Annotated in this window: 25 protein-coding genes; 17 read left to right on the forward strand and 8 right to left on the reverse strand. The window is 61.5% G+C overall.

Annotation, left to right across the window (positions count from 1 at the left end; genetic code table 11):
• From GT019_RS14850 to fsa, 9 genes are all read left to right on the forward strand, one after another.
• Positions 1-891: a GNAT family N-acetyltransferase gene (locus tag GT019_RS14850; protein ID WP_161743962.1), complete on the forward strand. Its 891-nt coding sequence runs from the start codon at positions 1-3 to the stop codon at positions 889-891.
• 4 nt (positions 892-895) lie between these two features.
• Positions 896-3,220: a beta-ketoacyl-[acyl-carrier-protein] synthase family protein gene (locus tag GT019_RS14855; protein WP_161743963.1), complete on the forward strand. Its 2,325-nt coding sequence runs from the start codon at positions 896-898 to the stop codon at positions 3,218-3,220.
• A gap of 11 nt (positions 3,221-3,231) precedes the next feature.
• Complete coding sequence (locus GT019_RS14860) at positions 3,232-3,549, forward strand: phosphopantetheine-binding protein (RefSeq protein ID WP_161743964.1); 318 nt, start codon at positions 3,232-3,234, stop codon at positions 3,547-3,549.
• A complete protein-coding gene (locus GT019_RS14865) occupies positions 3,546-4,298 on the forward strand; it encodes an SDR family oxidoreductase (RefSeq protein WP_235948124.1) in 753 nt (250 codons plus the stop codon). The genes GT019_RS14860 and GT019_RS14865 overlap by 4 nt, the downstream gene beginning before the upstream one ends.
• Complete coding sequence (locus GT019_RS14870; RefSeq protein WP_161743965.1) at positions 4,295-5,035, forward strand: SDR family oxidoreductase; 741 nt, start codon at positions 4,295-4,297, stop codon at positions 5,033-5,035. Before GT019_RS14865 ends, GT019_RS14870 begins: the two co-directional genes overlap by 4 nt.
• Before the next feature lie 52 nt (positions 5,036-5,087).
• Entirely contained in the window at positions 5,088-5,480 is a 393-nt protein-coding gene (acpS, locus tag GT019_RS14875) for a holo-ACP synthase (RefSeq protein WP_161743966.1), read from the forward strand.
• Entirely contained in the window at positions 5,477-6,427 is a 951-nt protein-coding gene (locus GT019_RS14880; protein ID WP_161743967.1) for an ABC transporter substrate-binding protein, read from the forward strand. Before acpS ends, GT019_RS14880 begins: the two co-directional genes overlap by 4 nt.
• A gap of 216 nt (positions 6,428-6,643) precedes the next feature.
• Positions 6,644-7,537, forward strand: coding sequence for a phosphogluconate dehydrogenase (NAD(+)-dependent, decarboxylating) (gene gnd / locus GT019_RS14885; RefSeq protein WP_161743968.1), 894 nt, complete (start codon positions 6,644-6,646; stop codon positions 7,535-7,537).
• A gap of 94 nt (positions 7,538-7,631) precedes the next feature.
• Positions 7,632-8,297 (forward strand): fructose-6-phosphate aldolase, encoded by a 666-nt coding sequence (fsa, locus tag GT019_RS14890; RefSeq protein WP_161743969.1) that lies wholly within the window; start codon positions 7,632-7,634, stop codon positions 8,295-8,297.
• A gap of 271 nt (positions 8,298-8,568) precedes the next feature.
• On the opposite strand, the gene GT019_RS14895 is transcribed toward fsa, so the two are convergent.
• From GT019_RS14895 to GT019_RS14905, 3 genes are all read right to left on the reverse strand, one after another.
• Complete coding sequence (locus tag GT019_RS14895; protein ID WP_161743970.1) at positions 8,569-9,135, reverse strand: NADPH-dependent FMN reductase; 567 nt, start codon at positions 9,133-9,135, stop codon at positions 8,569-8,571.
• Positions 9,132-10,211, reverse strand: a complete 1,080-nt coding sequence (locus GT019_RS14900; protein ID WP_161744003.1) for an LLM class flavin-dependent oxidoreductase — start codon at positions 10,209-10,211, stop codon at positions 9,132-9,134. Before GT019_RS14900 ends, GT019_RS14895 begins: the two co-directional genes overlap by 4 nt.
• A 100-nt stretch (positions 10,212-10,311) precedes the next feature.
• Positions 10,312-10,755: a MarR family winged helix-turn-helix transcriptional regulator gene (locus tag GT019_RS14905; protein WP_161744004.1), complete on the reverse strand. Its 444-nt coding sequence runs from the start codon at positions 10,753-10,755 to the stop codon at positions 10,312-10,314.
• A gap of 179 nt (positions 10,756-10,934) precedes the next feature.
• On the opposite strand from GT019_RS14905, the gene GT019_RS14910 reads away from it, so the two are divergent.
• Positions 10,935-12,479 carry a GGDEF domain-containing protein gene (locus GT019_RS14910; protein WP_161743971.1) on the forward strand — a complete coding sequence of 515 codons (1,545 nt, stop codon included), beginning with the start codon at positions 10,935-10,937 and terminating at the stop codon, positions 12,477-12,479.
• Positions 12,480-12,503: 24 nt separating this feature from the next.
• Here the strand turns inward: GT019_RS14910 and GT019_RS14915 are convergent, their stop codons facing one another.
• From GT019_RS14915 to GT019_RS14930, 4 genes are read right to left on the reverse strand one after another with little or no spacing between them, the layout of a single operon-like run.
• Positions 12,504-13,595 (reverse strand): GerAB/ArcD/ProY family transporter, encoded by a 1,092-nt coding sequence (locus GT019_RS14915; RefSeq protein ID WP_161743972.1) that lies wholly within the window; start codon positions 13,593-13,595, stop codon positions 12,504-12,506.
• A 25-nt stretch (positions 13,596-13,620) separates the two neighbouring features.
• The gene (locus GT019_RS14920; protein ID WP_161743973.1) at positions 13,621-13,848 is read right to left on the reverse strand and encodes a hypothetical protein; all 228 of its coding nucleotides are present in this window, start codon (positions 13,846-13,848) and stop codon (positions 13,621-13,623) included.
• 2 nt (positions 13,849-13,850) lie between these two features.
• Positions 13,851-15,053: a Ger(x)C family spore germination protein gene (locus tag GT019_RS14925; RefSeq protein WP_161743974.1), complete on the reverse strand. Its 1,203-nt coding sequence runs from the start codon at positions 15,051-15,053 to the stop codon at positions 13,851-13,853.
• Positions 15,054-15,090: 37 nt separating this feature from the next.
• Positions 15,091-16,650 (reverse strand): spore germination protein, encoded by a 1,560-nt coding sequence (locus GT019_RS14930; protein ID WP_235948128.1) that lies wholly within the window; start codon positions 16,648-16,650, stop codon positions 15,091-15,093.
• Between the two features lie 209 nt (positions 16,651-16,859).
• Here GT019_RS14930 and GT019_RS14935 point away from each other — a divergent pair, with 209 nt between their 5' ends.
• From GT019_RS14935 to GT019_RS14950, 4 genes are all read left to right on the forward strand, one after another.
• Positions 16,860-17,567, forward strand: a complete 708-nt coding sequence (locus tag GT019_RS14935) for a DUF421 domain-containing protein (protein WP_235948132.1) — start codon at positions 16,860-16,862, stop codon at positions 17,565-17,567.
• A gap of 138 nt (positions 17,568-17,705) precedes the next feature.
• Positions 17,706-18,722 carry an SDR family oxidoreductase gene (locus GT019_RS14940; RefSeq protein ID WP_161743975.1) on the forward strand — a complete coding sequence of 339 codons (1,017 nt, stop codon included), beginning with the start codon at positions 17,706-17,708 and terminating at the stop codon, positions 18,720-18,722.
• Positions 18,723-18,842: 120 nt separating this feature from the next.
• On the forward strand, positions 18,843-19,409 hold the full coding sequence (locus GT019_RS14945; RefSeq protein ID WP_161743976.1) for a GNAT family N-acetyltransferase: 567 nt from the start codon (positions 18,843-18,845) through the stop codon (positions 19,407-19,409).
• A gap of 146 nt (positions 19,410-19,555) precedes the next feature.
• Entirely contained in the window at positions 19,556-20,029 is a 474-nt protein-coding gene (locus GT019_RS14950; protein ID WP_201755389.1) for an RNA 2'-phosphotransferase, read from the forward strand.
• A 173-nt stretch (positions 20,030-20,202) separates the two neighbouring features.
• On the opposite strand, the gene GT019_RS14955 is transcribed toward GT019_RS14950, so the two are convergent.
• The gene (locus GT019_RS14955) at positions 20,203-20,568 is read right to left on the reverse strand and encodes a winged helix-turn-helix transcriptional regulator (RefSeq protein ID WP_161743977.1); all 366 of its coding nucleotides are present in this window, start codon (positions 20,566-20,568) and stop codon (positions 20,203-20,205) included.
• A gap of 124 nt (positions 20,569-20,692) precedes the next feature.
• Here GT019_RS14955 and GT019_RS14960 point away from each other — a divergent pair, with 124 nt between their 5' ends.
• From GT019_RS14960 to ssuD, 3 genes are all read left to right on the forward strand, one after another.
• Positions 20,693-21,721 (forward strand): zinc-binding alcohol dehydrogenase family protein, encoded by a 1,029-nt coding sequence (locus GT019_RS14960; RefSeq protein ID WP_161743978.1) that lies wholly within the window; start codon positions 20,693-20,695, stop codon positions 21,719-21,721.
• A gap of 371 nt (positions 21,722-22,092) precedes the next feature.
• Positions 22,093-23,124, forward strand: a complete 1,032-nt coding sequence (locus GT019_RS14965; protein WP_161743979.1) for a sulfonate ABC transporter substrate-binding protein — start codon at positions 22,093-22,095, stop codon at positions 23,122-23,124.
• A gap of 27 nt (positions 23,125-23,151) precedes the next feature.
• On the forward strand, positions 23,152-24,297 hold the full coding sequence (gene ssuD, locus GT019_RS14970) for an FMNH2-dependent alkanesulfonate monooxygenase (protein WP_161743980.1): 1,146 nt from the start codon (positions 23,152-23,154) through the stop codon (positions 24,295-24,297).
• Positions 24,298-24,299: the final 2 nt, after the last annotated feature.

The raw sequence follows: 24,299 nt of genomic DNA on the forward strand, positions 1-24,299 counted from the left end.
ATGTTCATCGTAAATCGGCTGGATGCGGCGGGAAGCGCGCCGTACGAATCGTTGACCTTTCAATACGCGCGTCCCCTGCTCCGCGGGCTGGATCAGGCGGGCGGCACGATCGCCGTCGGCGCGGAATGGACCGAAGGGAACATGAAGGAGGCGGCCGGGCTGCTCGTGATCAACGTCCGCGAAGCGGCGGCGGAGGTGGTCTCCGTCTTCGTCGCGGCCAAGTTCCGCCGGCGCGGTATTGGCTCCGCCCTGTTTCATCGCGCTGAAGCGATATTGCGCGGCATGGGCATCGCGAAGCTGTCCTTCGTGTATTATTCCGGCAAAGCCATTACGCCCGCGTTGGAGGCGTTCCTGAATCGCGGCGGCTGGTCGGAGCCGATCATGGACGGGAAGGTCTACAAGACGGACGCCCGGATCGCCGAGGCGTCCTGGATTCGCAAGACGGCCATGCCGGCCGGCATGCGGTCCTTCTACTGGCATGAGCTCAGCGGCGAAGAGAAGGACAGGCTGGCCAAGCTCGAGGGCAGCCTGTATCCCGCGTTCCTGTCCCCGTTCAAGACCAGGCTGACGCTCGAGGAGAGCAACAGCCTCGGCCTGCGCATACGCGGGAAAACGGTGGGCTGGTGCATGACGTACCGGATCGCGGGCGATACGCTGCTCTACGACAGCGTCTATATCGCGCCGGAATACCGCTTGTCCGGCGTCGCGTTCATGCTGGTCGCGCAATCCGTGCTCATTCAGTTGGAGCGGAATATTCCGAACGCGATCTTCGCCGTCAACCGCGAGTCGCCGTTCATGCGCAAGATGCTGGACCGCTGGCTCGCGCCGTACGCGACGGGCATATCGGAGCGAAACATAGCTTACAAGGATTTAAGCGCAAGCGGGGGGTAATCGCATGGCAACAAGCAAGGACAGAGCGCGCGTAGCCGTTACGGGGATGGGCATCCTCAGCGCGCTCGGCGACACGTTCGACGAAGTGCTCGCCAATATGCGGAAGGGCCGGACGGGAATCGGGCCGGTGAGACGCTTCCCGACGGCTCGGTTTCACAGCGAGATCGGCGCGGAGTTGAACCGGGCCATCGCGGACGGCGCTTATTTCACGCCGGAGGAGCGGGAGAAGTACGATCTGTGCGCGCAGTACGCGATCGTCGCCGCGGATCAGGCGCTGCACGACAGCGGCTTGAAGGGGAACATCGGCGACGATCGGCGCATCGGCGCGGCGCTTGGCACGTGCAACGGCGGCATCTTGTCGCTTGAAGCGCAGTGGACGGTGACGGCGCTCGACGAGACCCGGACGGCCCGCTATCCATTCTATCAGCAGGGCGACGACCTGGCGGCGCATCTCGGCCTGAACGGTCCCGTGACGACGATCCACACGGCCTGCGCGGCAAGCGGCAATGCCATCGGCTACGCGTACGACATGATCCGCTGGGGCCATGCGGACGTCATGCTGGCGGGCGGATCCGACCCGCTGTCGCATTCCGTGTATGCCGGCTTTAACGTGCTGCGCGCTTTGAATGCCGTGCCGGCCTCTCCGTTCGCCAGCCGTTTCGGGCTCAGCCTGGGCGAAGGCGCCGCGTTCGTCGTCCTGGAGCCGCTCGAGCGGGCGCTGCGCCGCGGCGCGACGATCTACGCGGAGATTTGCGGCTACGGCCTGAGCAACGACGCATACCACGAGACGGCGCCCGACCCGGAAGGGCGGGGCATCGGCACGGCGGTGAACATGGCCTTGCGCCACGCCGGCACGTCCGCGGATCGGATCGGCTACGTCAATGCGCACGGCACCGGCACGCAGGCCAACGACCAGGCCGAGATCAAGGGACTCCGGCTGGCGTTCGGGGAACGGCTGAACGAGCTCCCGCTCAGCTCCAGCAAGGGCTACTTCGGCCATACGCTCGGGGCCGCGGCGGCGATCGAGTTCACGACTTCCTTGTACGCGATCCGTCACGGACTGCTGCCGGCCACGCTGCATTTCGACGAACCGCGAGACGGCTGCGAGGGGTTAAGCATCATTGCGAACCGGATGATGGAGAAGAGGCCGGAGTACATCCTCAACAACAATTCCGCCTTCGGCGGCCATAACGCGTCCATCGTGGCGCGAACGCATCCGGCGAAAGCCTCGCAGGATCCCAATCCCGCCGCGCCGCGCTACGCGCCGCGGCGGAGGATCGGCATCGTCGGCATCGGTTCCGTGCTGGGAGGCGGCGTCGGCAAAGGGGCCATCTCCGACAGGCAGGCCGCCGCTCCCGCTAGCGCGAAGGAGAAACCGGGCGCCTGCGCCTTCTCGCTCAAGGCGTTCGCTCCCGAGCTGTACGAGCGACGGATGAACCGGCTGTGCCAATTCAGCATCGGGGCCGCGAAGACGGCGATCGCGGATGCGGGCTGGCCGGAGGGCCGGGAAGCCGGGCGCGAGACCGGGTTCGTCTACGGCACGTCCCGCGGCAGCACGGACAGCATCGGCAAGTTTCTGCACAGCGTGTTCGAGAACGGGCCGGAATTCGCCAGCAGCATTCATTTTCCGCATACGGTGATCAATTCCGTTGCGGGGAAGACCGCGGAGAAGCTCGGCCTCGGCGGGTTCAGCAGCTCGCTGAGCAGCGGCGGCACGGAAGGCATCGTTGCCGCGGCCTACGCATGCGGCAGCATCCGGAGCGGCGTGCACGAGCGGTTTCTGATCGCGGCGGGCGACGAGTGGTCCGGCCTCTCGGCGGGAATCGACCGCGCGAAGGGCTTGAAGGCAAGCGCGCATCATCCGCTGGAGGGCGGCATTTGCCTGGCCTTGGCCGATATGGAGGCCGCCTTGCGCGACGGAACGCCGGTAAAAGCGGAATTGAAGGGCTTCGGAATGGCCGGCGGCGAGTTTCCGTTCACCGCGCGGTCGGCCGAAGCATTGGGCCGGTCCATCCGCGAAGCGGCGTCGCAGGCGGGGCTGCGGCTGGATCAGATCGACGGCGTGCTGCTCGGGACCGCGGGTCGTCCGGGCGAAGAGGCGGCGTATTTGAAGGCGATTTTCGATCAATTCGCGGACCGGAACGTGCTTGCGGTCTGCTTGAACGAGCAATACGGATATGGGGAATCGATCAGCTCGATGCTCCTGCTCGCCGCCGCCGCCGAATGGGTGGAGCCGGGCGTCATGCAGCACGTGCTGGCCGTCGGCGTGTCCGTCAACGGTCATGCGGCCGCCGCCATCGTCGGCGCCGTCGAGACAACATGCGAATAGGAGGAGTTCAGATGAAAGACTGGCAATCGGCATCGCTCGCGGAATTGAAGGCAACGGTGAAAGAAAAGCTGCTCGTCGAGCGGCTCGAGCTCGAGGACGTGACGGCCGGGGAGATCGGCGACAACCTGCCCCTCTTCGGCGAAGGATTGGGACTCGATTCGGTCGAGGCGTTCGAGATCATGGTAGGCTTGGAAGTCGTGTTCGGCGTCATGGTGGAAGGGATTCCCGCGGACGAGCTGAAAGCGCATTTGCAGGACGTGGAGTCGATCGCCCGCTTCATCGCGTCGAGCGTGAAGGCGCGGCCGGACGGCCATTCGGAGACGGCATGAATGTCATGACGCTCCAGAACCGGGTGGCGATCGTCACGGGGGCCACGCGCGGCATCGGAAGAGCGGTGTGGGAGCGCTTCGCGGAAGCCGGCGCGACCGTTATCGGCCTCTATGCCAAGAGCGGGGATATCGCCGAGCAGCTGCAGGCGGAGATGGCGTCCCGGTCGATTCCCGGCGGCTTCTATCAGGGCTCGGTGGACGATCCGGCTTTCGTGAACGACGTCATGCGGCAGGTGAAGCGGAAGTTCGGGCGCATCGATATGCTGGTAAACAACGCGGGCATTACGCGGGACAACTTGGCCATGCGGATGACGGTCGAGGAATGGGACGCCGTGCTGCATACGAACTACCTAGGCACGCTGCTGTGCACCGCCGAAGCGATTCCGTACATGAGCGAACAGGGCGGGGGTTCCGTCGTCAACGTCGTGTCGGTATCGGGGATGCACGGGCGCGAGGCGCAGTCGAATTACGGCACGGCCAAGGGCGCGATCATCGGCTTGACCAAGCTGCTCGCCCGGCGTTACGCGCAGGATGGCATCCGAATCAACGCGGTGGCGCCGGGCATGATCGCGACCGAGATGACGGAGCCGGTTCCCGCCGGCAAGATGGCGAACTTCCTGCGGCACACGAATCTGAAGCGCCTGGGCACGGCCGGCGAAGTCGCGTCGGTCGTTCTGCCGCTCGCAACCGGCGAGATGGGCTACCTATCCGGGCAAGTGCTGAAAGTGGACGGGGGATTCCTGCGATGAACAAAGCGGTATTGATGACCAAATCCGGCCGGCTCTTCAATCGGGACCTGCTGGGCGCGCTGCTCGCGCAGGGCTGCTCGGTCGCGATGGTCGCGGACGAGCCGGGCGAAGCCGAGGCATACGGGCAGGAGCTGCCCGAGCCTTGCCGGGAACGGTTCTTTCCGATCGAGGGCGTCTCGGCCGACGAAGCCGGCATCCGGGACGCGGTGGACCGGGCGGCGCTGCGCATGGGCGGCTTGCATGTCCTGATCCACGGCCTGCAGGCGCGGGACGAGGAAGCCGCGTTCGTCGCCGCGCCCGCCGAATTCGGCATCGCGACGGCGGCCGAGCTTCGGTCGCGGTTCCTGTACAGCCGCGCGGCCGCGGCCCATATGGCCCGAGAGAAGGCCGGGCATATTCTGTTCCTGCTGCTCGCGGACAGCCTGTACTATGCCGGCTATCCAGCTTCGCCGGTCATGAACCATGGCTCGCTCGCGATGATGCGATCGCTCGCGAAGGAGCTCTCGCCGTTCCGCATCGCCGTGAACGCCGTGACCTACGGTTATTATGCCGATGCCGGGGAGCAAGGGGACCGGAAGGAGCTCAAGCAGCAGCTGGAGATCCATACGCTGAAGCCTTACCTGCCGGAGCCCCGGGAGCTGGCCGAGGCGTCGCTTTCCTGGCTGCTTCAAGCCCCCGAGCGCTTGGTAAGCGGACAGAATATCCATATCGGCGCGGGGATGGATACGGGGATCTGATTGCGGCCCGACTTGCGAAGGAATTGAATGTACGACGAGCGGAGGGAATTCATTGATCATCGGCGTAGGCATGGATCTGGTCGACATTGCGCGCTTCGATAAAATGCTGGAGAAGGACAACGAGCTGCTTGTCAAGCGACTGCTCTCGGATGGCGAGATGGCGGCTTTCCTGGCGTTAACCGGCGACCGCCGCCGCGCCGAGTGGCTCGCCGGGCGATTCGCGGCCAAGGAGGCGCTGATGAAGGCGCTCGGCCTCGATTTGCCACAAGGCATCGGCATGCACGATATCGAGGTGCTGCCCGACCATCGGGGGAAACCGGGCATCTCGTTATCGGATGCCGTCCGAAGACAGCTCGGCTTCTCCTATCGCTGCCAGCTCAGCATTACGCACACGGCGGCGACCGCGGGGGCGGTCGTCGTGATCGAGCAGGAGGTTGGCGCATGACGGACGGAAACAGACCTTGGCTGGCTTTGTGGGGAGGAATCCGGCTAGCGGCGTTATCCCTGTTATGCGCGCTCTGCTTGACCGCCTGCGGCGCGGGCGGATCGGCGGACGGCGGGCAGCCAGCGAAGGACGAGACGAACGGCTTCGTCGTGACGCCGGCGAAGCGGGCCGTCGCGGAAGGGGACCTCGCGTATTACGCGCCGGAGATGCGCGCGATCTATGAGCGCGGCGCATTGACGGTGGCCATGCCTGCCGCGGACCGCAAGCCGTTCTTCTATCGCGATGCCGACGGAGTTCTGGCCGGCAGCGACGTGGAACTGGCCGCGGACATGGCGGCCCAGTTGGGCGTGGACGTGAAGTTCGTCCGCACGGCCAAGTCCTTCGACGAGGTCGTGAATCAGGTCGCGTCGGGGCAGGCGGACATCGCCGTCTCCAAACTCAGCGCGACGTTGCCCAGAGCGGAGAAGGTGCTGTTCTCCGACCCGTACCTGACGCTGCATCAGGGCATCCTGCTGAATCGGTTGGCCATGGCGCGCCTCGGCTCCGCGAGCGAGGATCCGCTGGCGCTCCTGCGCCAGGCCAAGGTGAAGATCGGCGTGATCGCCGGTACCTCGTACGTCGGCTATGCGAGCCTGATGTTCGCCAAAGCCGAGATCGTCCGGTTCGCCACGCCGCAGGAATCGATGGACGCGGCGATCGACGGCGAAGTGGCGGCGATATATTACGACGAGCTGCAGCTCAAGGGGCTGCTTGCCGACAATCCGGATCGTTCCATCGACCTGCAGCTGCATATCATGACCGAGCAAGTGGATCTGATCGCGATGGCGATCCCGCCCAAGAACGCGCCGTTGCTGGCCTGGACGAACCTGTATTTGCGAAGCAACCAGGCCCGGATCCAGAGCTTGTTAATCAACTACGGCATCCTGCCGGCGAAGATCGCGCCGTGATGCCGCGCGGATAGGCAGCCGAACAAGTCGACGTCAATGGTCATTGATGTCGGCTTTTTGCGTTTTTTCGGATGATTTGCCCGGGGATTCATAACGGCACGGCCAATCGAGAAGAATAAGGACATCGAGCGCGAAGTTGAACGATCGGTTGGCTGCCGTTTCGTTTTATTGGAATGCGCGGCAGCGCCGGAACAAGAACCTCAGGGAGGCAATCAGATGAAAGTGGGATTAATCGGCTTAGGGAAGATGGGCTTGAATCTTGGGCAAAATTTAATCGATCACCGGCACGAGGTGGTCGCCTTCGACCTGAATGCCGAGGCCGTTCGGGAAATGGAATCGTACGGCGCCAAGGGCGCCGGCACGTTGCAGGAGCTGGCCGCCGCGCTCGCCGCGCCCAGAGTGCTCTGGATCATGGTGCCGCATAAGGTCGTGGACGTTGTCCTGAAGGAGCTCGCGCCGCTGCTGTCCGCGGGAGACATCGTCATCGAAGGCGGGAATTCCCATTACAAGGAGTCCATCCGCCGGTACGAACAATTGCAAGGCCACGGAATCAAGTTCATCGACGTCGGAACTTCGGGCGGTATGGAAGGCGCCCGGAACGGCGCATGCTATATGGCGGGCGGAGATCCCGAGGCATGGGCCGTCGTGGAGCCGCTGTTTCGCGACACGGCCGTGGAGAACGGGTATCTCTACGCGGGCAAGGCGGGCAGCGGTCATTTTCTGAAAATGGTCCATAACGGGATCGAATACGGCATGATGGCATCCATCGGCGAAGGCTTCGAGGTGCTCGAGAAGAGCGGCTTCGAGTTCGACTACGAGCGGGTGGCGCGCGTCTGGAACAACGGCTCGGTCATCCGTTCGTGGCTGATCGAGCTGGTGGAGCGGGCGTTTTCCAAGGACGGCAAGCTGGAGGATATCCGGGGCATCATGCACTCCTCGGGCGAAGGCAGATGGACGGTCGAGACGGCGTTCGACCTGCAGGCCGCCACGCCGGTCATCGCGATGTCGCTGCTCATGCGCTACCGTTCCCTCGACAGCGATACGTTTACCGGCAAAGTGGTCGCCGCGCTGCGCAACGAATTCGGCGGCCATGCCGTGGAGAAGACCTGACGATCCAAGTGCAGCCGGCAGCTCTGAATGCGGCAAGGCAAGCGAACGACAAGCGACAAGCTGATCAAACCATACGAATCGGAGGCCGTTTCCCATGAAATTTTTCATCGATACCGCCAATATCGCGGATATTAAGAAAGCCTACAAAGTCGGCGTCCTGTCCGGCGTGACGACGAACCCTTCCCTGGTCGCCAAGGAAGGCGTGAAGTTCGAGGACCGCATCGCGGAGATTCTGCAGCTCGTGCCCGAGGTGGAATCGGTGTCCGCCGAGGTGACGCCCGAAGCGCTGACGGCCGAGGACATGATCGCCCAAGCGAACGAGCTGATCAAGATCAACAACGGCGACAAGAACATCACCATCAAGCTCCCGATGACGCTGGAGGGGCTGGAAGCCTGCCGCTATCTGACCAAGAAAGGCGTCAAGACGAACGTCACGCTGATCTTCACGGTGAACCAGGCGCTGCTCGCCGCCCGCGCGGGCGCTACCTACGTCTCGCCGTTCCTGGGCCGGCTGGACGATATCTCGGAGGACGGCGTGCTGCTGGTCGCCAAGATCGCCGAGCTGTTCCGCGTGCACGGGCTGCCGGCGCAGATCATCGCGGCGTCCGTCCGCCACCCGGATCACGTGACCCGCGTGGCGATGGCAGGCGCTCACATCGCGACCGTGCCCTACGGCGTGATCGAGCAGCTCTCCAAGCATCCGTTGACCGACCAGGGCTTGGCCAAATTCGCGGCGGACTGGACGAAGGCGGCGAAATAGGCCTGGCTGGCAGGCGTCGGGCCATTATACGTGCGTGCGCGCTCTTGCGTACGCATGAGACGCGACATGCCGCAGTCGCGCCGAAAGCCGCAGCGCTTGCTTCGCGCAAGCACCGCGGCGGATCGCAAACGAAGAAGCGGGTTGGGGACGAGGTCCTCAACCCGTTTGTTCGTTCCGAACGATTCTCATCCCGCGCGGCGTTCGTTCAGCACGATGCGGGCATCCCTCACGACAATTATTCCGCACGAGGCGGCTTATCCCGCGCATCCGGTCAGAAATCGTACGCCGCGTCCTTCGCTTTCCGAATCGCGGCAAAGGCTTCCGCATACGCGAAGGTATCCTCGACGAGCCGCTCCATGCGAAACAGCACGTCGTCGTTGACGATCGCCTTGCGGTTGAAATCCTTCTCTTCGACGAAGACGTACGCCGGCACGACATGCGCCTTCATGTAGGCGAGAATCGGCTTCAGCTGCTGCTCGGCCATGAGGTAATGCTTGGCCGTGCCGGCGGTGACGAGCATGCCGACGACTTTATCCCGGAACGCGTTCACCGGCAGCAGATCGAACATGTTTTTGAGCGTCGCCGGGATCGAAGCCTGGAACGTCGGCGTGCCGATGAGGACGGCATCGGCGTTCATGATCGTTTCGGTCACGAACTTCGTATCGCCTTCATATTCCCGATAGTCGCGCCCGTCGCTGAAGACGATCTCGTATTCCGCCAGATCGAGCAGGGCGACGTCCGCATCCGGATACTTCTCCCGCACGATTCCGAGCGTGTAATCCATGGCGGTTCTGGTCTTGGTTCCGACGTTGGAGCCGGAGAGGACAACGAGCTTCATCGTACTTCCTCCTTCGCGGCAGGCTTCGCGGTGTATTTCTTGACGGCGGGCATGATCTCGGTCGCGATCAGCTCGATGTTGCGGGCGACTTTATCGAACGGGATGCCGCCGAAATCGATCTGGGCCATGATGCGCTGATGGCCGAACAGCTCGTATTGGTGAAGCAGCTTCTCGACGATCTGCTGCGGGCTGCCCATCATCATGACGTCGCGGACGCTCGCCGCCTGCGCGAATTGCTGCTTGGGATAGCCGGTGCCGTGAAGCGCCTGCAAGCCGGCATTCAGATGCGGGTAATATTCGCGCATCGCGTCCTGCGAGTCAGGCGCCGCGTAGAAAAGGCTCGTGACCGCGACCGGCAGCGCCGCGGGATCGAAGCCGCGCTCCTTGGCGGTCTCGCGATAGGCGTCGATCGTCCGCTTGGAGCTGACGGCCGGACCGCCCAGCTGCGCCAGCATGATCGGCACGCCGGCGTAGCCGGCCTTGATCGCGCTGGCCGGCGTGCCGCCAACCGCCCGCCAGATGGGCAGCGACCCGTTCAGCGGCTGCGGCAGGATCTTCGCGCCCGTCAGCGGCGCGCGGAATTTACCCTCCCAGGTCACCGCGGACTCCCGGTTCAGCTGCAGCAGCAGATCCATTTTCTCTTCGAATAATTCTTCGTAATCCCGCACGTCATAACCGAGCAGGTGATAGACGCCGACGCGCGAGCCGCGGCCGGCGACGATCTCCGCCCGCCCGCCCGAGATCAGGTCGAGCGTGGCGAAGTCCTCGTACACCCGGACCGGATCAGCCGTGCTCAGCACCGTGACGGAGCTGGATATCTTGATGCGCTTCGTCGCCTGCGCCACGGCCGCGAGGATGACCGAATGCGCCTGCGTCGCGAAGTGATCCTGATGGCTCTCGCCGAGCGCGAAGACGTCGAGACCCGCTTCGTCGGCCAGCTTGCCGGCCTCGATAATCTCGCGAATGCGCCGTTCGGCGCTGACGAGGGTGCCCGTATGCGGATCCGGGAAATGATCCCCGATCGAATACAAGCCGAACTCGATGCCGGTATTCGGTTGCATGCGGTACTGCTCCATTGGATGGTTTGCCACGTGAATCGCTCCTTTTGATTATGTTTTCTATTTCACTTGATTAGTCAATTGATAGGGTAAAAAAATTGCTGCTCAAGCAGGGGACCTACTCGGGCGGCAGTTCTTTCCGCAGGCTGTGTTTGTGGACGCGCGTCATCAGCGCGTACAGGGTCTTTTGTTCTTCTTCGCTCAGCACCTCGTCGAAGAACGACGATTGAAAGGCGGACTGCTCCGGGAATGCCCGTTCCAGGATCGCTTCGGCCTTGGGCGTGAGACGGATCGACTTCGTCTTCCAATCCTGCTTGCGGACGATATAGCCTTCTTTCTCCAGGCGCGCCAGCATGCGCGAGATGCCGCCCTGCGTGACGGTCACCTTCTCGGCCAGCTCCGTCTGGTTCAGCGGCTGATGGATCCGAACCTGCATCAGCACGTCGAACTGCGCGATCGTCAGCTCGAACCGGTTCAGGAATTCGTTCGACAGCTGGTTGCTGTGGCTCGTGAAACGAGAGATGCGGACCCAGATCAAGGAACTCAGCGTCGTGTCGCGAATGCGCCATCCCTCCTTCCGTTTGCTTGATTATCACTTTACTACTCAATTGATAAACTTGCAAGCTTTATCGAACGGTCCACGCGCGGCGCGAACCGGATTATTTGCATGAAGGGCTTGATTTATTGGCGAAAAACGTCGAAATTATAGGTACGAAGACTCTTTAGAAGCGATGTGGTCGAATGAGCTTATCCGAAGCGCTGGCGCCTTTGTTTTTTTATTTGCTGCCGATTCTGTTCTTCATGTACATGGGGCTCGACGTGTTTTTGCGGGATACGAAGAGCCCGGAGCACCGGCTCGTCAGCATCATGATCGCTTGTTACTTCCTGCTGTTCCTGGAGGAATTCATCCGCTACGAGCTCCCCATGGCTTACAGCGGCGCGCTGTCGGCCAAATGGTTCGGCAACGTCGGGATCCTCATCCCCGGCATCGGCTCCCACGTCCTCACGAAATTCGCCCGCTTCGACCGGCGGATGCCCCGTTATCTCTATCCGTACGTGTTCTACCTGCCGCTGATCGCGGTCGCAATCAATCTCGTCAGCGCCAAGCGCATCATTTCCACGGATCTGTTCGTGCAGCAGGGCGTCTGGAAGATGCCGATCTATAACGCGGCGTACTACATTACCATCACCGCCAGCCTCATCGTCAGCGCCTTCTTCCTGTTCATGGTCGCCAAAGGCAAGTCGAACGCGGCGACCGCGGAGCATAAGGCGGTCTACGGCGTGCTGAACCTCGGCGCCATTCTCGTCCTCGTCTGGACCGTGATCACGGGTTATTTCCAGTTCGGCGACCGGCTCCCGCCTTATCCCTACATCTACGCGGGCTTGATCTGGTGCTTCGCGCTGCGGCTGGCCATGATCCGCTTCGACTTCTTGAACTTCAGCGACAAGAAGTACGAGAAGCTGTTCAACCTGAACCCGGCGGCGATCCTGCTGCTCGACCTGCAAGGGCGGGTGAAGGAGGCCAATCCGAGCGCCCAGCTGCTGTTTCGTCCGATCGCGCTCGATAAGGCGGGGTTCTACGAGCTGGCGGGCGAGCAGGTGAAGGCGCGCATCCAGGGCAGGCAGGACCTCAAGGAATTCGAGACGACGATCATCGCGGGGGAACGGCGGATCGACGTGCTGATGGACGGCGACTACGTGCTCGCGGACAACGAGCCGCATATCATCCTGATCATCCGCGACATCACGGCGCAGAAGGAGAACCAGAACGTGATTACCTTCCTGGCCTATCATGATCCGCTCACGCAGCTGCCGAACCGCCGGTTCTTCTACGAGAAGCTCGAGGCGGAGATCGGGCGGGCCGGGGCAGAGGGACGGCAGCTGGCGCTCGTGCTCGTCGATCTGGACCTGTTCAAGGAAACGAACGATACGTACGGCCACAAAGCCGGCGACGAAGTGCTCAAGCACGCGGCCCGGCTCATCGGCGAGGCCGTCGCGGGCCAAGGGATGGCGGCCAGGTTCGGCGGAGACGAGTTCGTCTTCTACCTGAGCGGAATCCCGGCCGAGAGCGCCGCCGATTTCGTCCACGATCTCTTGATCCGGCTGCAGCAATCGCTCGTCGACGATGTGCTGTACTACGGGCAGCTCGTCATTCCGATCGGGATGAGCATGGGGGTCAGCATGTTCCCGAGAGACGGCGACGGCGTCGATGCGCTGCTGAACAGCGCGGACGACGCGATGTACCAGGTGAAGCGCGCAGGACGGAACCATTTTCAGCTGCGTTGATCCGGCCGGGCAAGGGATGAATCGCTATTTGGCGGTTCCCCTGAACAACGAGACGACCAGCAGAAGCACGGGGAAGAAGAAGCCGAAGGTTAACGAGTAGAAGGGCCAGATCTCCGACGCGAATACGCGGAAGTAGACGATGTTGGGATAGACGATGATCGACAGCACGGCCAGCAGGATGCCGCAGGGCACGATCAGCGGGCGGTAGGAGCTCAGGCGGAACAGCTGGGCGAGTCCGAGCATCGCGGCGTAGAAACACAGCGCCAGCTTGAAGAAGATGGTCAAGAACCAGATGACGGCTACCAGCACCTCGATGCGCTGCAGGAATTCGCCGACCTGGATCTTTTTCGCCAGGGTATAGCTGGGGAACGTATGCCTGGAGGTGAAGTCCCAGCCGAGGACGAACACGCAGAGCATCGTCACGATGATGATGACGAGGCCGCCCAGCACGCCGCCCTTCAAGTAGGCCGAGCCGATCTTCTCCGGATGGTTGACGTATGGATAGAGCATGAGGAAGACGGTGAGCTCCAGGTACGGAATGCTGATGATGGATAGGCTGCTGTGCAGGATCGCTTTCGTGCCGGATTCGAAGACGGGCTGGATGCGGTCGAATTGAATCTGCGGCACCAGGAACACGATCAGGATGAGCAGCAGGAAGACCACCCACGGCAGAAAGATCTCCGACGAGCGCGCGATGACCTCGAGGCCCAGGCTGACGGCCATGAGGACCGCGAACACGAAGATCCAGTGGACGATTTGGATCGGCGTCTCGGGCATGACGATCGTGGTAATGAAGTCGCCCACGTTGCGCAGCACGAGCGAAGAGAGCAAGAAGAAGAACGAGAAGAACAGCAGCGCGACGATTTTGCCGAGCCATGCGCCGAGAATGGTTTCCGAATACTGCACGAGGGACTGTTTGGGATAACGGGATCCGAGCACGGTATAGAGCCCGATCAGCAGCATGCCCAGGAGGACGCCGACGATCGCCGAGATCCAGCCGTCCTGCTTGGAGACGGCGGTCAGCGCCGACGGCACGATGAGAATCGTGCTTCCCAGGCTGAACAGCATCGTCAGAATCGCGAACTGCCGCCGGTTTATTTTTCCTTTCTCGATCATCGGCTGCATGCTTCCTTTCTGCCTGCTAACTGAGCGCGGACAAGACGACCTTGCTCATGGGCTTGTATATGGCGGTGATCCAGTCCAGCGGATTGGGAATGGGCGCATGAAAGCTCTGGGCGACGCTCAGCCCTAAGGCGAAGACGAGAATGCTCGCGGACAGCCACAGCTCTTTCAGCTGCTTGCGGCGCTTGAGCTTAGGATATTGATAGCGTACGACGCAGGCTGCCGCGATCAGCGAGATCCAGAGCACCTTTAGGAACCCCCCATTCGTTCCAGGAAGGATTCGACCACCGAGCCGGTACGGCGCAGCTTGGCGTTGACGGTGACATGGACGGGCACGCGGGCGAACTCGTCTTCCCAATCCGACTCCATGCGGTTCCATGCCTTGAAGTTGGCCCGGTGAATGGCCGATCCGAAGCCGAAGATATCGGATTTGTAGTACTTGGCCCGCGTGATCGCCGCTTCGATAGCGTCCTTGATCTGTTCGTTCAGCTCTTGCTCGAGCAGCGCGATCGCCTCGTTGGTGGCGATTTTCATGTCGCATTCGACTTCCCCGATGTTTCCCTCCGCCCGGATGCTGACGTTGATCTCGGGCTTGCCGTCCACGATCCTGCCTTTGATTTTGTGGCTGGCGTGGATCAGCTCGATATCGAGATCGTCGCCCGTCGGACAAGGAAGCGGGACGATCGTGCTCTTGATATTGCCGCGGATGTAGTTATATCCCTTGCTCTGCTTGTCGTTCAGCCACCCCACGAGCTTGTCCTTATGGAAAACGGCCAGACCCTCGTAAGTCAGAATGGCCTGCGGGCTTGCGTTGCTCAGGTTCATTCGGGTCCCGCCGCGGCGCGCATTGCCCTCGATGCGGATGCCGGCGAGCACGGGGTCCTTTCCCTTATCGACCAGATCGTAAATCAGCTGATGCAGATCGACCTTCGCCGTTACGCCCCAATTGCGCTGGGACGCTTCCAGCGAGGAGTACATCTTGTCCGTCGGGATGCGCTCGAGCGGCGTCAGAATCCGCAGCACCTGATTCGCGGTGGTGTTCCTGGCGACGATGATGTAGAAGTCCGTGCGCAGCTCATGATCCCGCGATAACCCGTCCAGGACCTTGGCGATCCCCTCGCGCGCCAAATCCTCGCCGATGACGAGAATGCGCAGATGCGACGAATAGATCTTCCTCGGCGTCGTCGTGGTCAACGCGCGCACCGCTTCGAAGATGGTACGCCCGGGCATCTGCACCGTGATGACCGGAGCCCGTCCGCTGCTGCCTTTGTTCGTCGCGATCTCGGTGGCGTTGATGATCTGCGCGGACACGTTGTACCGCCCGGCATTCTTGTCGAAGCCGAAGGCGGTGGCAATGGAAATCTCGTTGAGCTCGTTGCGGTTCCAACAGCCCGTTACCGTCAGGAAGGCCATGCAAAGCAGGACGAATCGAATTGCTCCGTGTACGCTCATGTCAGGATCATCCCCTTCTCAAGCCTATCAACCGCCGCTAAGGCGCGGGTTTATGCGGGGGGTGGTTTTTTTGCCGTTTCCGGTTATTGGGACTGACCAGACGGGGACGGGTCAGCAGCGCCCATTGGGGAAGACGGAAGATATTGTCCTTCTGGTCCTCGATGATAAACGGCGCGAACGGCGCCAAGTAGGGGACGCCGAACGAACGCAGGCTGCAGAGGTGCAGCACCATGACGATCGTGCCGACGAGTATGCCGTACAGGCCGAACGACGCGGCCAGCATCATATAGATGAACCGGATCATCCGCACGGAGATGCCCATGTTGTACGACGGAATGACGAAGTTGGAAATGGCCGTGATCGATACGACGATGACCATGGCCGGCCCGACCAGTCCGGCGTCCACCGCGGCCTGCCCGATGACGAGCGCGCCGACGATCGACACGGCCTGGCCGATCGTCCGCGGCATGCGGACCCCGGCTTCCCGCAGAATCTCGAAGGTCACTTCCATGATGATCGCTTCGATGAAGGCGGGGAACGGAATGCCTTCCCGCTGCGCCATGATGCTGATGAGCAGCGGGGTCGGAATCATCTCCTGATGGAACGTCGTGATGGCGATGTACGCGGAAGGCCCGAACAGGGCAATGAACAGGCACACGTAGCGCAGGATGCGGAGCAGCGATCCGATATCCGCGCGCTGATAGTAGTCCTCCGGCGTTTGCATGAAATGCGTGAAGAGGGCGGGCACCAGGAGAACAAACGGCGTCCCGTCCACGAAGATGGCGACGCGCCCTTCCAGCAGGCCGCCCGCTATCGCATCCGGGCGTTCCGAATGGTAGATCGTCGGAAACGGCGAATACGAATCGTCTTGGATGAGCTCCTCGATATAGCCGCTTTCCAAGATGGCGTCGATGTCGATGCGGTCCATCCGCGCGCGGACCTCGTCCACGACTTTGTCGTTCACGGTCCCTTTGATGAACATGAGGGAAACGTCCGTTTTGGTTACATCGCCGATCTGCCTCGTTTCCATCCATAGGTTGCGATCCTTGATCTTCCTGCGAACGAGGGCGGTATTCGTGCGCAAGGTCTCGGAGAACCCCTCGCGAGGGCCCCGCACGACGGTTTGCGACGAAGGCTCGGTCACGCCCCGGTCGGTAAAATCGCGGGTATCGGCGACGATTCCTTCGGCGAATCCGTCTACCAGAATGGCGGTATCGCCCGATAAAACCGCATGCAGCAGCGTATCGAAGTCGGACGCGCCGTGCATGTCGCCGATGGTCAATACGTAGTCCCGAAGGAGCTGCAGGGGATTGGTCTCTTCGGGGTGCTCGATGGCTTTCCGCGTCTCGTTGTCGTCCTTCAGCAGCGAATCCAGCAGCGCCTGCGGATTGGCCAGCCCGTCGATATACACGATCGCGGTCCGGCAGAGCCGGCGGTTCGCGGTGATCGTAAACTGCCGAATGACCAGATCCGTGCTGTTGCCGAGGCCGGCATCGATGAAGCGCAAATTGTCTTCCAGCGTATCTTTTAACGCATTCGCGGTTTTGTTCGTGTCGCTTTCCAGCGATTTGTGGCGGCCGGTACCTCTTTTATGCATTTTTTTCATCGCCTCGTAAAAGGAAACCATGCTGACCACCCGGATGTTGTACTTTTTACCACTATCTCCATATACGGGGTATTTAAAACCCCGTCGAGCGGGCGGGGACCGCGATTTCGGCCGGGCCGGCCTCGCCGGTCTGCGGTGGGCGGGAAGCGGTTGGCTCGGATGCGGATTGGCAATAGTGTAGTTGAAGGGAGGCGCGGCGGTTGAACGCTTACGCGGATGTGTTTCTCAGGTCGGTCGCAGCCATTTTGCTGCTCCTGCTGATCGCCAAAATGCTCGGCAAACAAACGGTGTCGAACATGACGTTCCTGGACTTTGTCACGGGCATCACGCTGGGGTCCATCGCGGGCAACCTGGCGTTTAATCTGAAGATCAAAGCGATTTACATGGTGCTGGCACTCATCGTAACGGGCGTGACGTCGCTCTTGCTGGCCGTCGTTGCCTTGAAGAACCGCAAGCTGCGCAGCTGGATCTCCGGCTCTCCGACCGTGCTCGTCGAGGGCGGGAAAATTCTCGAGGGCAACATGAAGAAGGTCAGATATACGCTGGATTCCTTGGATCAGGCGCTGCGGGAGCAAGGAATCTTCAACATCGACGAGGCGGAATACGTCGTGTTCGAGGATAACGGCATGTTATCCGTGCTGAAGAAGGACGATTATCAGGTCGCCACCAAGAAAGACCTGAAGCTGCAGGTCAAAGAGCTGTCGTTTCCCGTCGAGCTGGTCATGGACGGTCTGCTGCTGGAGCGCAACCTGGCGATGAACGGCTTGACGAAGGAATGGCTGGAGCGCGAGCTCGCCCGCAGGGGGAAACGGCTGTCCGACGTGTTCTATGCGGTAAGGGGCACGCATCGGCAGCTGTTCTTCGACTATTACGAGGATCGCATCCAACAGCCGATCGACAAGGAATAAGAGCCGGGCGCCCCGCGCTTCGGACGCTTTCGGAAGAGCCTTGCAAGCAGTCGGACGCCGCCGAGATAGAGGACTTTGCGGCCGCGGATCGAATATATAGCTTGTCGAGCCAAAACTTTTTCGGAGGTGTCTTGTCTTATGAAAGCGCTATTTATCGGGGGAACCGGCATCATCAGTTCCGCCATCACCACGCAGTTGGCGGAAGCCGGATGCGAGCTGTATCTGCTCAATCGCGGCACGCGAAACGGAAACCTGCCGGACAACGTGAAGCTGCTGCAAGCGGATATCAACGACGAAGCGCGCGTCGCGGAGCTGATTCGCGAGCTGGACTTCGATGTCGTCGCGGACTTTATCGCCTTCCGTCCGGAGCAGCTGGAACGGGACTTCCGGCTGTTCAACGGCAAAACGAAGCAGTTCGTCTTCATCAGCTCCGCTTCCGCCTACCAGAAGCCGCTGTCCGATTACCGCGTATCCGAAAGCACGCCGCTGGCCAATCCGTACTGGGAGTATTCCCGCAACAAGATCGCATGCGAGGATTATCTGATGAAGCAGTACCGGGAGCACCGCTTCCCGATTACGATCGTGCGGCCGAGCCACACCTATGACGAACGGTCCATCCCGCTCGGCGTGCATGGCCGGAACGGCTCCTGGCAGGTCGCCAAGCGGATGCTGGCGAACAAGCCCGTCATCATTCACGGCGACGGCACGTCCCTCTGGACGATGACGCACAACGCCGATTTTGCCAAAGGCTTCATCGGGCTCATGGGCAACCTTCACGCGATCGGGGAATCCGTCCAGATCACGTCCGACGAGACGCTGACCTGGAACCAGATCTACGAAGCGATCGCGGACGCGCTCGGCGTCAAGCTGCAGGCGGTCCACGTCGCCTCTTCGTTCCTGGCGGCATGCAGCACGGAGGACTACACCGGCGGGTTGATCGGCGACAAGGCGAATTCCGTCGTGTTCGACAACGCCAAGCTGAAGCGGCTGGTGCCCGGCTTCGTCGCGACGACGCGCTTCGATCAGGGGATCAAGCAGACGGTGGACTACATTCTGGCGCATCCCGAGCACCAGAAGGAAGATCCGGCGTTCGACCAGTGGTGCGATCGCGTCATCGATGCCTTGAACGGGGCGATCGCGTCGGTCAAGGGATAATCCGGGTTGGTTGCGGGAGAAGCCGTCTTCGGCCGAAGACGGCTTTTTTGCCGATTTCCTTGACGGCCGCTCCGCCCTATAATGGAGCCCTATCCTAAAATCGAAAGGAGCGGTGAAGACATGCGGAATACCATCACCGTCGAGATCGTGCAGGACGGGAACATCGAACCGTGCCGGGAGCTGTGCAACGAGCTGATGGCTTTTCAGAAATCGCGGGCGACGCTGGCGCCGGAGCTGTTCGACGCGATGAACTTCGACACGCGAATGAAGCGAAGCTACGCGAGCGCGCTGGAGAGCCAAGTGATCCTCGTGAAGGACGACGGCGTTCCCGTGGGATACGCCTTCTCGACGATCGACAACATCGCGCGCAGCAAGCATGCATATCCGGACTGGGCGCCCCGCGCCGAAGGCAGCCAAGGCTTCTATCCGGATTGGGACGATCTGCCGGACAAGGTCGGCTGCTTGAACAATTTGTACCTCCGCGACGGCTACCGCCATCTGGGGCTCGGCTCCAAACTGTTCGGGATGGCGATGGAATGGCTGGATAGCTTCTCCGACGTGGACGTTATCTTTATATTCGTGTCGAACGGCAACGAGGCGGCGCTGGACTTCTACCTCGGCCGCGGGTTTGCGTTCAGCCATGACGTGTTCGGGGGATTTATCAAGACGACGTACAAGCGCCGCTAGGGGTAGCGCATGAACGGGCGGACAGGAGTTGAACCATGACGACATCAAATGACCGGGACGAAGCCTTGGGCCGGTTCCTCAGCCTGGTGCTGCGCCATAACCCCGCCGCGGCCGGCATTCGGCTGGACGCGAACGGCTAGGCTGACGTGGGGGAACTGCTTGCCGGGTGCAAGCAGGCGGGCAAGGCACTCGACCTGGAGACGCTGGAGCGGATCGTTCGGGAGAACGACAAGCAGCGTTATCGATTCAATGCGGACCGAAGCAAGATCCGCGCGAACCAAGGGCATTCCTTGTCCGTCGACGTGGAGCTGAAGGAAGCCGTCCCGCCCGAAGCGTTGTATCACGGCACGGTGCAGCGGTTTCTCGAGAACATTCAAGCGGAGGGCATTCGGAAGCGATCGCGCCAGCACGTGCATCTGTCGGCGGATATCCGCACCGCGGTCAACGTCGGGGATCGCCGCGGCGAGGCGATCGTGCTGAGGATAGACGCTTCGGCGATGCATCGCGACGGCCATCGGTTCCACCTCTCGGAGAACGGCGTATGGCTGTGCGATGTCGTGCCGTGGCAGTATGTCGCCGTTCTGGATGAAGACAGGCAGGAGCAAGGCGAGCGGCGGTAGACGGACCATTTCATGCGTGGTTGCATGCGATTCGGCGAGTCCTGCTGGAGCGTTTCGCGAGAACTGCGGGAATCGCGGCAGCTTCCAGCGGAATAAGACCGGGAATGCCCGGACCAGCCCAGCCTTCGTGCACCCTCGGCGAAGCAGCAAAAAGGACCTCGCCCGAGGTCCTTTTACTGGTTTGCGCGGTCAGCCGTGCTTTGCTGCCGATACGTCTCGCCCCATTGCTTCATCGCGAGAATGATCGGCTTCAGCGTCATGCCGAACGCGGTCAGCGAATACTCCACTTTGGGCGGCACCTGCTGGTACACTTCCCGGTGAACGATCCCGTCCTCCTCGAGCTCCCGGAGCTGCAGGGTGAGCATGCGCTGCGTTATGGCCGGGCAGATCTTGCGCAGCTCGTTGAAACGCTTGCGGCCATCGATGAGATGATAGAGCAAGACGCCCTTCCATTTTCCGCCGATGATCTCGAGCGTAAACTCCACGGGACAGCCTTCCCCGCAGGCGTCTTCCCCGAATCGCCTTGTATGGGCATCCATGGGCCTGTCCACCGCCTTTACAGTATATAAATCGATACTATACAACAAGAATGTGCGTACTTACGCAATGCGATCTTATCACATATAATCATGTCATGGATAGTCATTCGAAAGGACTGAGGATATGACGCAAATGAAAGGCATCGGAATCTACCGGTATTTGCCGATCGACGATCCCGAAAGCCTGCAAGATGTCGTCGTGGAAAAGCCGGTCCCGCAAGGCCGGGATCTGCTCGTGAACGTCAAGGCCGTCTCCGTGAACCCCGTGGACGCCAAGGTGCGCGCGCCCAAGGATCGGACGGAAGCCTCTCCGCGCGTGCTCGGATGGGATGCCGCGGGCGTAGTCGAGGCGGTTGGGGACGACTGCACGCTGTTCAAGCCGGGGGATGCAGTGTATTACGCGGGCAGCATCGCGCGCGCAGGCAGCAACAGCGAGTTCCAGCTCGTCGACGAACGGATCGTCGGCCGGAAGCCGCTTAACCTCGACTTCGCGGAGGCCGCTGCGCTTCCGTTGACGGCGATCACCGCATGGGAAGGCCTGTTCGACAGATTGGCCGTCTCCCGGGACCGGGAACGGAACGCGGGCAAGACGATTCTGATCATCGGCGCGGCGGGCGGCGTCGGCTCGATCGCGACGCAGATCGCCAAGGACGCGGGACTGACCGTGATCGGGACGGCGTCCAGGCCGGAATCGGCGCAGTGGGCCCGCGACCACGGGGCCGACCACATCATCGATCATCGCCAGCCGTTCGCGGCGCAGCTGCAGGCGTTGGGATTCGCGCATGTCGATTATATCTTCTGCTTGAATCTGACGGAGCAGCACTGGGCGAACATGGCCGAAGCGATCGCGCCCCAAGGGAAGATCTGCTCGATCGTCGAGACGGCCGAGCTGCTCGATCTTACCCTGCTGAAGAATAAGAGCGTCACGTTCGCATGGGAATTGATGTTCACCCGCGCGTTGTACCAAACGCCGGACATGATCGAGCAGCACCGGCTGCTGAATCAGGTGGCGGACAAGCTGGAGTCCGGCGAGCTGCGGACGACGCTGACCGAACGCATGGCGCCGATCAACGCGGCCAACCTGCGCAAGGCGCACGCGAAGGTGGAGTCCGGCAGCACCATCGGCAAGATCGTCCTGGAGCGCTTCGAGTAACGCGGTCGCGGACGATAGTGCGGAATCATGGGCATCCGCCCATAGACATAGCTCCAGACAGCCTGAAAGCGAAAATCCCCCGGCGGGATTTTCGCTTTTCTTCCTGTTTCTTCCGTTCGCAAAGGTGAAGAATCGGCGTCTCAGGCAGAATTTAGCCATGCGTGCACGGGCTTGAACAGGAGACGGGCCGCCCATTTTTGTTTAATTCATAGTTGACTTATCGGAATAATCTATATACTATAGAGAAATCAGAATCACGAAGCCTACCGGACAGCCGGAGGTTTCCGAGGCCGATACTCCTTGCCTGGAGATCGGACTTTCGGAGACCTCTGGTTTTTCGCGTGCCATTCAAACCTAAAGGGGTTTTGTAAATGACAAAAACGACGCAATCCTTAAGGTCATTCCCGTTCATCGTCATCTCGCTGCTCAGTCTGGTTCTCATCCTGACGGCGTGCGGCGCGAACAGCGCCGGAGAGTCCGCGAATACAGCTAACGATAACGCATCCGCGCCGAACGCATACGCTGCGAGCGAGCCGGCAAAAGGAGCCAAAGAGGTCCGCATCGGATTCCAAAAATACGGCACGGTCAATATTCTCAAAGCCAAGGGGACCCTGGAAAAACGCTTGGAATCCGAGGGCTACAAGGTAACCTGGACCGAGTTCCCGGGCGGGCCGCAGCTGCTCGAGGCGCTTAACGTCGGCAGCATCGACATCGGGCATACCGGCGAAGCGCCGCCGATCTTCGCGCAGGCCGCGGGCGCTCCGCTGGTCTACCTGTCCCACGAGCCCGTAAGTCCGGAAAGCGAAGGCATCCTCGTGCCGAAGGATTCCAAGATCGCTTCGCTGGGGGACCTGAAAGGGAAGAAGATCGCGCTGAACAAAGGCTCGAACGTTCACTATCTGCTCGTCAAGGCGCTGGAAAAGGCCGGCGTGGATTACAAGGACGTGACGCCGGTCTTCTTGAAGCCCGGCGATGCGAGGGTCGCCTTCGAGAACGGCAGCGTCGACGCCTGGGTAATCTGGGATCCGTTTCTGGCGGCGGCGCAAACCGCGACCGGCGCGAAGCTGCTCGCGGACGGCCAAGGCCTCGTGTCGAACATTGAATTCTATCTCGCGGCGCGCCCGTATGCCGAAGCCAATCAACCGGTCATCGATGCGTTCCTCGACGAGCTGGGGAAAGTAGACGAATGGTCCAAAGCCAATCAGAAGGAAGTGGCGGCGCTGCTCTCGCCGCAGCTCGGCATCGATGTCCCGTCGCTGGAGATAGCGTCGGCACGAAGAGATTACGGCGTGCTGCCGATCGACGATGCCATCATCGAGGCGCAGCAGCAGATCGCCGACGCGTTTCTGAACCTGCAGCTCATTCCGGCGAAGATCAACGTCGAAGACGCGAGGCTGAAGTAAGCCAAACTACAAGCAGAGGTGATGGGAATGGAAGTATTCTGGTTTATTCCGACACACGGCGACGGACGTTATTTGGGGTCGTCCGAGGGCGCGCGCGCCGTCGATGCCGCGTATATGAGACAAATCGCGCAGGCTGTGGACCGCTTGGGTTATAGCGGCGTGCTGCTGCCGACGGGAAGCTCGTGCGAGGATGCGTGGGTGGCGGCATCCTCGCTCATCCCGGTAACGGAGAAGCTCAAGTTCCTCGTCGCGCTCCGGCCGGGCCTCATGTCGCCGACGTTATCCGCCAGAATGGCCGCCACGTTCGACCGCATCTCGGGCGGCAGGCTGCTCGTCAACGTCGTGACGGGAGGAGATCCGGTGGAGCTGGCGTCGGACGGGTTGTTCCTGGGGCATGACGAGCGTTATGATCTGACCTCGGAGTTTTTGGATATATGGCGCAGGGAGCTGGCGGGCGAGACCGTCGATTTCGATGGAAAGCACTTGAAAGTGGAAGGCGGCAAAGTGCTGTACCCTCCGGTGCAGAAGCCGTACCCGCCCCTCTATTTCGGCGGCTCTTCGCCGGCGGCGCAGGAAGTGGCGGCTGACCACATCGACGTGTATCTGACTTGGGGAGAGCCTCCGCAAGAGGTGGCCGAGAAGCTGGACCAAGTCCGCCGTTTGGCGGCCGAGCGGGGAAGGACGGTGCGGTTCGGCATCCGGCTGCACGTCATCGTCCGCGAGACGTCCGAGGAAGCGTGGCGCGAGGCGGATCGCTTGATCAGCAAGGTGGACGATTCGGCGATCGCCGCGGCCAAAAAGGTGTTCGCCCGGTACGACTCCGTGGGCCAACAGCGGATGACCAATCTCCACGGCGGCGACCGGAGCCAGCTGGAGATATATCCGAATCTGTGGGCCGGCGTCGGCCTTGTCCGCGGCGGCGCGGGAACGGCGTTGGTGGGCAACCCTGCCGAAGTGTCCGCGCTGATGCGGGAGTACGCGAACCTCGGCATCGAGACGTTTATTTTATCCGGCTATCCGCATCTGGAGGAAGCCTACCAATTTGCCGAGCTCGTGTTCCCGCTGCTGCCCATTCGGCAGACGCTGCAGGCCGAAGGGCCGACCTCGACCAGTCCGTTCGGAGAGCTGATCGCCAATTCGATTAAACCGTCCGAGCGCGCGCCGGTCAGTTAGGG

Origin of the sequence: Paenibacillus glycinis (assembly GCF_009909185.1) — a bacterium.
Taxonomy (GTDB): domain Bacteria; phylum Bacillota; class Bacilli; order Paenibacillales; family Paenibacillaceae; genus Paenibacillus_Z; species Paenibacillus_Z glycinis.